Raw genomic sequence first — 12,085 nt, 5'->3', positions numbered from 1 at the left:
CACGCATCCAGCCGCTATCATCGCCTGGCGCGGCAACGGCTTGCGCTTTTCATCTGCGCAAGCAACCCATGTCTCCCACGCCAAGCACGCCCGCTCCTGCCCCACGCCTGATCGGCATCGCCACCGCGCTCATGTTCGCGCTGGCCGGCGGCGCGCTGTGGTGTCTGCTCGCGCTGCGAGCCGCTGGCGATCTCGCCGGCTTCGCCTTCGTCGTCGCCGCGATGGTGGTGTGGGCCTTGCGCCGTCACGGCTTCGGCGCGCACTGGTCAGGCATTGCACTTGCGCCCTTCCTGGTCGCCATCGCCAGCGCCTATGCCCTGTATCTGCAAGCAATCACCCGCATTGCCGGAATGCTCGGCATTCCCGCGCGCGACGCCCTCACCCGCATGAACCTCGCCTTCGCCTGGGACATCGCCCGCGTCAACCTCGACCCGACGACACTCTGGATCATCGCCGCCGCGATCATCGCCGCGGCGCTGGCGATGCTGCCGCGCGCGCGCTGAAGGCCCGTCAGGCCCGTGCTGCGGGCTCGGCGGCGAACTGGCGCAGGGCGCGTTCGAAGACTTCCACCGGTTGGCCACCGGAGATCAAGCCCTGTTCGGCGAGGATCACGGCGGGTACGCCCTGGATGCCGCGCTGCAGGTAATGCTGCTCGCGTTCGCGCACGGCCCCGGTGAACTCGCCGCTTTCAAGCACCCGCGCCGCAACGGCGACATCCAGTTCGCAGGCTGCGACCACGGCCAACAACACCTCGCGCGCGGAAACGTCCTGATCCTCGGCGTGGTAGGCGGTCAGCAGGGCATGCTTGAGACTGCGCTGCGCGTCGCCGCCGAGCATGCCGGCCCAATGCAGCAGGCGGTGCGCGTCGAAGGTGTTGCACACGCGCGTGCGCTTGCCGAATGTGAAGCCCAGCTCCGCCCCACGTTCACGGATTGCGGCGCGGTTGCGCTCGAGTTGCTCGCGCGGCATGCCGTACTTGCGCAGCAGGTGTTCGTCGGCGTCCTCGCCGGCAGCGCCCATCTGCGGGTTGAGCTCGAAGGGCTGGAAGTGCAGCTGGATATGCGATCGGGCATCGAGACGTTCAATCGCCTGTTCAAGCGACAGCAGGCCGATCACGCACCAGGGACAGGCGATGTCGGAGACGAAGTCGATACGCAGCGGCTGGCTCATGGCGCAATCAATCCCTCAAGTGCGCAGCAAACCCGCGCGAATGCAGCCAAGATGGGGCCTGCAGCGGACACCGCAAGCGCCGCGCGTAGGCAGGGCTCAGGCGGCGATTACGCCGTCCACCACGGCCTGCGCCTCGCCGAGGATCGTGGCCAGATGCTGCTGGCTGCAGAAACTCTCGGCGTAGATCTTGTAGATGTCCTCGGTGCCCGAGGGGCGCGCTGCGAACCAGCCGTTTCGAGCGACCACCTTGATGCCGCCGATCGCGGCGTCATTGCCCGGCGCTCGATCGAACACTTGCGTTACCGGCTCGCCCGCAAGCGTGGTGATGGCGAGCTGCTGCGGCGTGAGTGCGGACAGGCGCGCCTTCTGCTCGCGGGTGGCGAGCGCGTCGACGCGATCGAAGAACGGCGTGCCCAGTTCGGCGCACAGCGCGGCGTAGCACTCGCCCGGATCGCGGCCGCGGCGCGCACTGATCTCGGCGGCAAGCAGGCCCGGCGCGATGCCGTCCTTGTCGGTGGTCCAGACGCCACCGTCGCGGCGCAGGAAAGTCGCGCCTGCGCTTTCCTCGCCGCCAAAACCCAGCGAGCCATCGAACAGACCCGCGGCAAACCACTTGAGTCCGACCGGCGTCTCGAAGATGCGCCGCCCCAGTCGCTGTGCCACGCGGTCGATAATCGCGCTACTGACCACGGTCTTGCCGATCGCGGCATCGCTGCGCCACTGCCCGCGTTCGCGAAACAGGTAGTCGATCATCACCGCCAGATAGTGATTGGCAGGCATCAGCCCGACGCTGCGCGTGACGATGCCGTGGCGATCGTGGTCGGTGTCGCAGGCCATCGCCACATCGTAGCGATCGCGCAGCGCGAGCAGGCGCTGCATCGCCGGCGGCGAGGACGGATCCATGCGCACGCGGCCGTCCCAGTCGAGGCTCATGAAGGCGAACCGTGGATCGACCTCGCTGCTCACGATGTCGAAGTCGATGCGCCAGCGCTCGGCGATGCGCGGCCAATAGGCCACACCCGCGCCACCGAGCGGATCGACTGCGAGGCGCAAGGCCGCGCTGCGGATCGACTCGAAGTCGATCAGCGCGCCCAGATCTTCGACATAGCTCGAAAGAAAATCGAACTCGCGCGTGGTGGTCGCGCTGCGCGCCTGCGCGAGCGGCAGGCGGCGCACCTGTCGCAACCCATCGGCAAGCAGGGCATTGGCGCGCTCCTGGATCGCGCGCGTAACCGCCGTGTCGGCCGGGCCGCCATTGGGCGGGTTGTACTTGATGCCGCCATCCTCGGGCGGATTGTGCGAGGGCGTGACCACGATGCCATCGGCCAGGCCGCGTTCGCGGCCGCGGTTCCAGTTGAGGATCGCGTGCGAGACGGCTGGCGTCGGCGTGTAACCCGCATCCCGCGCGATGCGGACTTCCACACCGTGCGCGGCCAGCACTTCGAGCACGCTGTCCTGCGCCGGCTGCGACAAGGCATGGGTGTCGATGCCCAGGAACAGCGGGCCGTCGATGCCTGCCTGCGCGCGGTATTCGCAGATCGCCTGACTGATCGCGAGCACGTGGGCCTGGTTGAAACTGCCGTGCAGCGAACTGCCGCGATGACCCGAGGTGCCGAAACTCACGCGCTGCGCCGCGAGCGCGGGGTCGGGACGGATCTCGTGGTAGGCGGCGATGAGGCGGTCGATATCGACAAGCGGCGCGAGCGTGGCCGATTTGCCGGCCAGGGGGTGCAACGTGATGGCCATCAAGAATTCCCGCGCAGGCGCCGGTAACGGCGGATCAACGCATTGGTCGAGCTGTCATGTGTCAGGCGCGGCGTCTTCGCTGCGCTCAATTCATCGGCGATGCGCCGGGTCAGGACCTTGCCCAGTTCGACGCCCCACTGGTCGAAGGAATCGATGTCCCAGATCGCGCCCTGCACGAGGGTGCTGTGCTCGTAGAGCGCAACCAGGGCGCCGAGCGCAGCGGGATCGAGGCGTCGCGCAAGCATCGTGTTGCTCGGTCGATTGCCATCGAACACCTTGTGCGGCACCAGCGCGGCGGGCACGCCTTCGGCGCGCACCTGCGCTGCGGTCTTGCCGAACGCGAGCGCCTCGCCTTGCGCGAGCATGTTGGCGATCAAGAGATCGTGCTGCGCGGTGAGCGCACTGGTGCTCTCGCAGAAGCCGATGAAGTCACAGGCTACTGCGCGCGTGCCCTGATGGATGAGCTGATAGAACGAATGCTGGCCGTTGGTACCCGGCTCGCCCCAGACGATCGGACAGGTGTCGACACCGACCGGCTTGCCCGCATGTGTCACGCGCTTGCCATTGCTCTCCATCAACAACTGCTGCAAATAGGCCGGAAAACGCTTGAGGTACTGCGCATACGGCAGCACCGCATGACTGGCAATGCCGAGGAAGTTGGTATTCCAGATGCCGATCAGGCCATGCAGGACCGGCAGGTTGCGCGCCAGCGGCGCCTTGCGGAAATGCTCGTCCATCGCATGGAACCCCGCGAGCAGCTCGCGAAACCGCGCTGGCCCGATTGCGAGCATCGTCGACAGCCCGATCGCGCTGTCCATCGAATAGCGGCCGCCGACCCAATCCCAGAAGCCGAACATGTTGGCGGGGTCGATGCCGAACTTTTCCACTTCGCCGCGATTGGTCGATACCGCGACGAAATGCCGCGCGATCGCGCGCTCGTCGCCCAGCGCGTCCAGACACCAGCGCCGCGCCGCGTGTGCATTGGCAAGCGTCTCCTGCGTGGTGAAGGTCTTGGAGCAGACGATGAACAAGGTGCGCGCCGGATCCAGATCGCGCACCGCCTCGACGAAATCGCTGCCATCCACATTCGAGACGAAGCGCAGGTCGAGGCTGCGATCGCAATGCTGCCGCAGTGCTTCATGCGCCATCACCGGCCCGAGATCGGAGCCGCCGATGCCGATGTTGACAACGTGGCGGATCGCCACCCCCGTGTGCCCGCGCCATGCGCCCGCGCGCACGCGATCGCAGAACGCGGCCATGCGCTCGAGCACGGCGTGCACCTGGGCAACCACGTCCACGCCATCGACGATCAGCCGCCGCTTCCTGGGCATGCGCAGCGCGACATGCAGCACGGCGCGATCTTCGCTGGTGTTGATGCGATCGCCGCGGAACATCGCCGCGATGCGCTCACGCAGCGCGCAGGCCTCGGCCAGGCGCAGCAGGAGCTTGAGCGTCTCGGCGTCCACACGCTGCTTGGCGTAGTCGAAATGCCAGCCCGCCGCCTCGAGCGCGAAATGCGTGCCACGATCCGCATCGGCGGCGAAGAGATCGCGCAAGTGACGCTTGCGCATCGTCGCCGCATGGCGCTGCAAGGCCTGCCACTGCGGGCGCGACGCCAGCGCGCGCGCCGGCGGCACGCGCTGTCCGCGCTGGTCGGTCTTGCTCATCGCCCTGCCTGCCTGTCCCGCACGCGCCTCAGTGTCCGCCGCCGCCGTCGATCGCCTTGAGCTCGGTGATGAGCTGGTTGGCCGCTTCCTTGCCGTCGGCGTAGAGCATGCGCGTGTTGTCGGCATAGAACAGCGCGTTCTCGATGCCCGCGAATCCCGTGCCCTTGCCGCGCTTGATGACGATCACCTGGCGCGCGTCGACCACGTCGAGAATCGGCATGCCGAAGATCGGCGAGGCCTTGTCGGTCTTCGCCGCCGGATTCACCACATCGTTGGCGCCGATCACGATGGCGACATCGCAGGTCTTGAACTCGGGATTGATGTCGTCCATGTCGGCGATCAGGTCGTAGGGCACGCCGGCTTCGGCGAGCAACACGTTCATGTGCCCGGGCATGCGCCCGGCGACCGGGTGGATCGCGAACTTCACTTCCTTGCCGGCCTTGATCAAGGCCTGGCTCAATTCCCAGATCTTGTGCTGGGCCTGCGCCACCGCCATGCCGTAGCCGGGCACGATGATGACCTTCTCGGCCATGTACAGGAGCGATGCCGCATCGGCCGCCTCGATCGGCTTCTGCGCGCCGGCGATCTCGCTTCCACCGCCGCCGCCGCCGAAGTTCGAGAAGAGCACGTTGCTGATCGGGCGGTTCATCGCCTTGGCCATGAGCTGGGTGAGGAAGGTGCCGGCCGCGCCGACCACCATGCCCGCCACGATCAGCGCCTCGATGCCCATCGCATAGCCTTCGAAGGCCACTGCGAGACCGGTGAAGGCGTTGTAGAGCGAGATCACCACCGGCATGTCGGCGCCGCCGATGGGCAGGGTCATGAGGATGCCGAACACCAGCGCGAGCACGAAGAACACGATGATGAGGTTGCTGTCGAGCTTCCAGAACACCAAAGCCAGTCCAGCCAGCACGGCGGCGATGAACACGATGAAGTTGAGCGCCTGCTGGCCGCCGAAGCGGAACACCTTGTCCATGCGCCCGTCGAGCTTGGCCCAGGCGATGATCGAGCCGGTCATCGAGATCGAACCGATCAGCGCACCGACCACCGCCAGCACCAGCGTCGCCAGCGGATGCGAGGCCTCCGGCGCGCTCGAGAACTTGAGCAGCTCGATCGCGCCGATCGCCGCCGCCGAGCCGCCGCCCATGCCGTTGAACAGCGCCACCATCTGCGGCATGTCAGTCATCGCGACCTTCTTGCCCCACAGCCAGGTCGGCAGTACACCGATCGCGATGCCGCCGATGATCCAGCCGATGTTGTGCGCGCCGGTGATGGCAAAGGTGGCGAGCGTGGCGATCACCATGCCCACGCCGGCCCACTTGATGCCCGCGCGCGCGGTCACCGGCGAGGACATGCGCTTGATGCCGAGGATGAACAACAGCGCCGCCAGCAGGTAGCTGGCCTTGGCCGCGGTGACGAGCAGGGTTTGGGTGTCCATCAGCGATTCCCGATTGAGCTTGCAACGAAGTGGCGGATCATAAGGTCTCTACCCAAGGAGCATAACTGCGTTCATGCCGTCAGAACTGCGTTCATGCCCTAACCGACGCGGCAAGATTGCTGCGATTCCGCTGCGCTTGGTCCAGCCCAAGGCCCTGCGTCACGTTTCCCACGCGCCCAGCGGATCGTAGTCGATGTGCGGCGTGGCGTGGTTGGTCGCCGCGCTACCGCTCACGTGCGCTCGCACCATGCGGTCTGTCAGCCAGCCATACGGGTGACAGGCGACGTCGGTGGGCGTGTCGTTGACCTCTTCGAGCGCGGACGCAGCCATGCCTATCGTAGCTGACGGTTTCGGTGATTTGGCCGATCGCGTTGGCGACTTTCGGCGGTGCGGGCAGGCAGTCTGCGCCTCTGTCCAGACGCCCCAGGCGCCTCTTACAAGATGTGACTTCACGAAAAACCCGGAAGAACCATCCTGTTCGGCGAGGACCGCGTGCCGGTCAATCGATGACCTCAACGGCAGTTACACAGTTCGATTGACAGACCCCGCTCAATTCGTACACCGATCTTTATCGCGCAGCGTTAGCGCACCGCCGAGCGTTATATCTTTTGCAGCGTACCCTCGTGGCGTGTAAGCCCAAAGAATCGTGACCGAAGATCGATCATCGAGTTTAACAATTTCAGGATACAGATATTTCAAAACCAACTCGCCGGCTTGTTTCTCACCGCTACGCAATACAACATTGCCAGAGACACTATCTTGTATTTGATAAGCGCGATTCATAACCTTGCCAATAAGCGCGTCACCTCGATATGCAATAACGATTGCCCCATCCTCACGCCAAGGAAAGTTGCTACTCGGGATAGAAATGCTGCTTGCCGTTTTGTTTTGAATTTCGAAGTGCAATGCTGGACTATCACCATCAATAGCGACGCATGCGGTTACACCAAGGTCCGCCGCACTCAATGAAATCGGATAAATAAACGCAAGCGTTAGTGCGACACTCTTTATCATCGCAACCTACCTTATCGCATATGTATAGCGATTGACCATGTCTTGAGCGTGAGCAATCTCAGTCTCAAGACGGAGTTTGCATGCAGGACAATCACTTTTCTTCTCTTCTTCAAGTCGTTTTTCGAGACACTGTAATTCGGCCTTCCACGCGTTTGCTTCAGTTTGCCAAAGCGATAGATTATCAAACTCATTAACCATTGTCCCACGTATTTGACCATGACAAACGACTGGATTCGCTCTCGAAAAATCGCGAATGTGTATCATTTCATGCTGATGAACGCAGTCGCCAAAGCACGCCAAGTCGAAAGGAGAAAGCGGAGTCAAATATGGTTCAATACCACCATTTCCATCGCACACAATAGTTGGATTTGGATAATTTGGCGGTATCTGGAATCCAGGCTGCGGAATGTTACCCTGGCGATCAAAGAAAGTACCAGGCCTACTGAATGAGTAAGCGTATGTGTTTATACCTCCGCCCAACCCAGTGGGATCACTTTCGGCATAGCGTCCGGTCCCCGGCTCATAATCCCTGAAGTAGTTGTAGTTGAGGCCAGTCTCGGCATCTTGGTACTGACCGGGATATCGCAGGCTGAAGGCGAAGGCGGTGCCGTCGCCATCGGCATCTTCATTCGGGGCGTCCGCTCCGAAGGTGTTGCCAAGCAAGTCCCAGCGCCACACCGTCACGTCTGCACTGGGCGTGGTTCCAGGCCTGACGACCGCGCGCGGGGTGCCCAGGTGATCGGTTTCGATCTCGTGGAGCTGGCCGCTGCGGATCGCCGCGATCGGCGTGCTGTCGAGATAGATGTATTCGGTGTTCCTGCCGGGGCCGTAGAGGCTGGGATATTCGCCGATCAGGTGCCCGGCTTCGTCGTAGGCGAAGGCTGCGGTGCCCGTGAGCCAGCCGGTGGGCGCGCCGGGGCCGGGATAGCAGGCAGGCGCGAGGCAATGGTCGTTGTACGTCACCTGCTTGACCGTGCGCTCGCCCTTGCCGTTGTAGCCGTATCGGGCCGAGTCGCCACCGAGGCCGATCTGGCCGCCTTGCAGCTTCCAGCCGGCGAGCCGGTTGCGCTGGTCGTAGGCCAGGTTGTTGCTGGTGGTGTTGCCGTTGGCGTCGTAGCTGCGGGCGGTGGCGCCGACACTGGCGAGGTGGTGCGTGCCGGCGGTGTAGGTGTAGGCCTGCGTCGCGCCGTTGACGGTGGCGCTGGTGCGATCGCCGGTGGGGCTGTAGGTATAGCTCTCGCGCGTCGTCGCGCCGGCATTGGCTTTGCTCAGACGGTAGAGCGGATCGTATTGATAGCTGCGATCGGGCGCGGCGGGACTCAGCGTCTGGCTCAAGGCAGTGACGTTGCCCATCACGTCCGTGATCGCATCGAGCGTGAGGCCGGTCGGTGTGGCTTGAACCGAGTCGATCGCGTAGTCGGCGTCGTAGGTCTTGGTCAGCGTGCGGCCGTTGCCCCAAGTCAGCGTGTGCAGCGGGCCGAACGGGTAATACGTCGCGCTGCCGATCAGCTTGACCGCGGTGGCATTGGCATTTGCCTTGTACTGCACCGAGGTGATGCGGCCGAGCGGGTCGCGGCCATAGCTGATGATCGCGCCGCTCGGGTAGGTGATGCTCTGGATGCGGTCGCCTTTCGTGTAGGCCATCGCGGTGACGAGGGTGATCGTCGTGGACTTGGTCGGATTGGCGATGCCGCCCACTTCCACGCCGAGGCCCGCGGCAAAGCTGGACGCGTCGCCGCCGCAGCCGGACGTGCCGTTCAGACACGAGACGATCCGGGTGCCGAACTGCGTCTTCTTCGTCACGTTGCCGTGGCGGTCGTAGCAGTAGGTCGTGCTGCCCGTGGGGTCGGTCATGCGCGTGAGGCGGCCGCGCGGATACGACCCGCTGCACCCCGTGGTCGCGTCCGGCTGGTCATAGGCATAGCCGACGTTGAGGCTGCTGTCTGGATACGCGATGGCGGTCAGGCGGTTGAGCGCGTCGTAGGTGTAGGTGCTCGTAACGTTGCGCGCGTCGGTCTGCGTGATGCGATTGCCGGCTTTGTCGTAGGTATAGCTCGCGTTACCCGTGTCGGGGCTGTGCAGGCCGGTGAGGTTGTTCAGCCCGTCGTAGTCGTAGACCGTGTTGAGGCCATCCGGGTCGGTAACCTGGCGCAGGTTGTCACGCGTGTCGTAGGCGTAGTGCGTGGTCGTGTTGGCTGTCGCGGTGTCGAGTCCGTTGTAGTTCTGGATCGTCGCGACGAGGCGGTTGAGGCCGTCGTATTGCTGCTTGGTTCGCGTGCCCAGACCGTCGTCGGACAGCACGCGGTTGCCGTTGCCGTCGTAGCCGTCGGCAACGGCGGGCTGACCGGCGAAGTTCTCGCTCAGACCCATGGACGACTCGACCGGGGCGTTGGCGGCGTTGAGTTGCTGCGTGAGCTGCCCGAGCTGGTTGTAGACCCGGTGCAGTTGGCGCTTGATCGCGCCGCTCGCATCCTTGACCTGCTCGACGCGGCGATTGCCCGCCGCGTCCAGACACTCCACGCTGCCGACGCCGCCGGGGCAGTAGTCGATGGTATTGGCGAGGTTGTCGGCGATCTTGATGAGGCGGTGCGCGTTGTCGTAGGTGTAGGCGAGATAGTCGCCGTCGGGCTGAGTCACCTTGACGACGTTGCCGACCGGGTCGTAGTCGATGTGCAGCGTCGCGTCATTGGCTGAGCGCGTGCCGTTCGCGTTCGCGCGCACGATGCGGTCGGTCAGCCAGCCGCGCGGGTGGTAGGCGAAGTCGGTGAGTGTGCCGTTGGCGTCTTTCGAGCGCGTGACGCGGCCGTTCTTGTCATAGCTGACCGTTTCGGTGACCTGGCCGAGCGCGTTGGTGACTTTCCACAAGTCGCCGTGGCGGTGCGGGCAGGCGCCACCGCTGGCGCAGGTCGGATCATCGGTCTGGTAGTAGGTGTAGGTGGTCGTGTCGTCAAAGCCACCCGTACCAGCATCGGACGTCGCGCGCGGGCCGTTGACGGAAGTGACGAGGCCGACCAGCGGACAGCTGCCGGCGCTGACGTCGGGCTGTTCGCAATACGTTGTTCGGGTCTGGCGGACGCCGACAGGAGCATTCTTGGCCGAGCCGCAGGTATAACTCGTGGCGCTGCCAATGGCGGGATCGACCTCGCAACGCGCGGTCGGCTGGCCCCGGGTGTTGTAGGCCCATCTGGTCAGGGACTCGGTCGCACCACTCGCGTTCTTGACCGTGCGCTGATCGGGAACGTTGAAGTTGGGATTCCAACTCGTTACCGTTGTTCTTTTGGCCGACGTCGACGCTGCCGATGGGTCGTTCGACGCATCGACACGAATGGTCTCCAGTCCCCGCGTGTTGTAACCGTGAGCGGTAATGTCGCCATTGAAATCTGTATCGCGGTCGGGATTACCGTTGGCGTCGTAGGTTCTTGACGAGCTGGAGACCGCAGTTGCGCACGTTGCATCGCTGCAGCGATCCACCCCGGCATTACGCAGGATGCCATTGATTGTAATGAAACGACGTCTTGATGCTGCGCCCATAGCATCGATAACTATCGATCCCGCTTGATCATAAAAGATACTAAGCGGGTCCGAATCTGCACCGTGCCACTCCTGAGTTGCCCTTCCTTGCGCATCGTAATTGAACGTGGCATAACGCACATCGCTCTCATCGATAAGACCGGTCATCAGCCCGCGAGCGCCCCCAGCTTCCGAGTATACGGACTCGTCATAGAGGTATTTCCGCTGCGTGTCTCCGAAATGAACAGCGGACAAAAATCTAGAGGTATCGTAAGTGTACGTATGCACAAGACCATCGGAGCCTACCGTCTCCTTCAACAAGGAATTTGTATCGTAGTGTAGATCAAGCGCTCGACCACTACGATCCGAGACGCGAATTAGTAGGCCAGGTTTAGGGGCAATTTCCGGAGGCGTTGATGTATCGCTATAGCTTAGAGTGATGATTTTGCCTGAGACAGACACAATTGATAACAGCGTACCAGCAGCATCATAGTTTTCTACTCCATCGGTCGCATCCGTATACCGCCAGCCGGTCCGCTGTCCTTGGCTAGTTAGCTCTTGCAATGTTTCAGATTTGTCCTTTCTGCCATCCCATGTCTGACCGTTCCATCTGAAGTGGCGATAATCCCCATCGGGACGTACGACGTACGCAAATGTGGTCTGCCCTTGGGTAACAGGGGATTCCACAGCTACACTGCGTTGCCAGCTGTGGCGCCAATGCGGTCCTAACACATCTTCTGGCGAAGTGCCGGGCGAATTATAAAAGCCAGAACTGGAATAGTAGCGAATAAACTCTATCCCAGAACCTACATTGGTACGATCAAGCTCCGCCTGTATTTTTTGGCCGTCAGCACATTGAATCGGATTACCGACGGGACATACTTCCTTCTTCGTCCCGTAGCAATACTGCCCCCGTGAGTCTTCATGATATCCAGCGGGGCAAAATACGTCTCTACGACCGATCGAGATTCTATTTGGAAACACTATCGGATCGCAGTGGCTTCCAGCCTGCCCTCCGTAAGGATCCCACCAAATCGTGACATCATAGGAACGTCCTACATTGGCATCGATTCCTAGCTTTTTGGTAATGCCCTCATTAAGGAAAATTCGATCTGGAGGCGCGCAGGCGTATGGCGCACCCGAGAGAACGTTTTCTGTAACGGCCTGCCAAGTCTGATCCTCCTCGGTGCAGTGTTGAGATTCCTGATAGGGAGGCGAGTTGCTAACGCAGTACGGATCTGAGTGAACTGGATCGGTATAAGGCCCTGGCCACCACCACCACCACGGCGTACCTATGCCGTTTCGACATTCCGCATCCCCGCCATCAATCCGACAGGTCGAATCGGATTGGGCGTGAATTGCGACACTTCCGAACACAAAAGCCAAAACACTCGCTAGCAGAGGAGCCGATTTAGTGTTCATTAATTTCCTAAGCTCTCTGGCAAGTCCATTGGCGCTTTTAGCAGGAGAGATGCGGTGAAAATAGACAATACTACGCTAGCTGCAAACCGGGGCAGCACCGAAATAAAGGGGCCAGCGC

8 protein-coding genes are annotated in these 12,085 nt (G+C 62.6%); 1 reads left to right on the top strand and 7 read right to left on the bottom strand.

What is annotated here, in order from left to right:
* Nucleotides 1-68: 68 nt before the first annotated feature.
* Entirely contained in the window at nucleotides 69-503 is a 435-nt protein-coding gene (locus tag KF759_RS02430; protein ID WP_291222820.1) for a hypothetical protein, read from the top strand.
* A 7-nt stretch (nucleotides 504-510) separates the two neighbouring features.
* On the opposite strand, the gene KF759_RS02425 is transcribed toward KF759_RS02430, so the two are convergent.
* From KF759_RS02425 to KF759_RS02395, 7 genes are all read right to left on the bottom strand, one after another.
* On the bottom strand, nucleotides 511-1,170 hold the full coding sequence (locus KF759_RS02425) for a DsbA family oxidoreductase (RefSeq protein ID WP_291222819.1): 660 nt from the start codon (nucleotides 1,168-1,170) through the stop codon (nucleotides 511-513).
* Between the two features lie 96 nt (nucleotides 1,171-1,266).
* Entirely contained in the window at nucleotides 1,267-2,916 is a 1,650-nt protein-coding gene (pgm, locus tag KF759_RS02420; RefSeq protein WP_291222818.1) for a phosphoglucomutase (alpha-D-glucose-1,6-bisphosphate-dependent), read from the bottom strand.
* Nucleotides 2,916-4,583, bottom strand: coding sequence for a glucose-6-phosphate isomerase (pgi, locus tag KF759_RS02415; RefSeq protein ID WP_291222817.1), 1,668 nt, complete (start codon nucleotides 4,581-4,583; stop codon nucleotides 2,916-2,918). Before pgi ends, pgm begins: the two co-directional genes overlap by 1 nt.
* A 28-nt stretch (nucleotides 4,584-4,611) precedes the next feature.
* Nucleotides 4,612-6,021: an NAD(P)(+) transhydrogenase (Re/Si-specific) subunit beta gene (locus KF759_RS02410; protein ID WP_291222816.1), complete on the bottom strand. Its 1,410-nt coding sequence runs from the start codon at nucleotides 6,019-6,021 to the stop codon at nucleotides 4,612-4,614.
* A gap of 159 nt (nucleotides 6,022-6,180) precedes the next feature.
* Complete coding sequence (locus KF759_RS02405; RefSeq protein WP_291222815.1) at nucleotides 6,181-6,351, bottom strand: hypothetical protein; 171 nt, start codon at nucleotides 6,349-6,351, stop codon at nucleotides 6,181-6,183.
* 219 nt (nucleotides 6,352-6,570) lie between these two features.
* A complete protein-coding gene (locus KF759_RS02400) occupies nucleotides 6,571-7,035 on the bottom strand; it encodes a hypothetical protein (RefSeq protein WP_291222814.1) in 465 nt (154 codons plus the stop codon).
* A 6-nt stretch (nucleotides 7,036-7,041) separates the two neighbouring features.
* A complete protein-coding gene (locus KF759_RS02395) occupies nucleotides 7,042-10,713 on the bottom strand; it encodes an RHS repeat-associated core domain-containing protein (protein ID WP_291222813.1) in 3,672 nt (1,223 codons plus the stop codon).
* Nucleotides 10,714-12,085 lie beyond the last annotated feature (1,372 nt).

Source organism: Dokdonella sp., assembly GCF_019634815.1.
Classification (GTDB): domain Bacteria; phylum Pseudomonadota; class Gammaproteobacteria; order Xanthomonadales; family Rhodanobacteraceae; genus Dokdonella_A.
Note: the sequence above shows the minus strand (reverse complement) of the source record. Positions and strands in the feature narration are given on the sequence as shown.

Bases quoted from the DNA above. Each gene is read 5' to 3' on its own strand.
- KF759_RS02395 (WP_291222813.1), bottom strand. From the start codon at position 10,713: ATGACCGGTCTTATCGATGAGAGCGATGTGCGTTATGCCACGTTCAAT.
- KF759_RS02405 (WP_291222815.1), bottom strand. From the start codon at position 6,351: ATGGCTGCGTCCGCGCTCGAAGAGGTCAACGACACGCCCACCGACGTC.
- pgm (WP_291222818.1), bottom strand. From the start codon at position 2,916: ATGGCCATCACGTTGCACCCCCTGGCCGGCAAATCGGCCACGCTCGCG.
- KF759_RS02400 (WP_291222814.1), bottom strand. From the start codon at position 7,035: ATGATAAAGAGTGTCGCACTAACGCTTGCGTTTATTTATCCGATTTCA.
- pgi (WP_291222817.1), bottom strand. From the start codon at position 4,583: ATGAGCAAGACCGACCAGCGCGGACAGCGCGTGCCGCCGGCGCGCGCG.
- KF759_RS02425 (WP_291222819.1), bottom strand. From the start codon at position 1,170: ATGAGCCAGCCGCTGCGTATCGACTTCGTCTCCGACATCGCCTGTCCC.
- KF759_RS02410 (WP_291222816.1), bottom strand. From the start codon at position 6,021: ATGGACACCCAAACCCTGCTCGTCACCGCGGCCAAGGCCAGCTACCTG.
- KF759_RS02430 (WP_291222820.1), top strand. From the start codon at position 69: ATGTCTCCCACGCCAAGCACGCCCGCTCCTGCCCCACGCCTGATCGGC.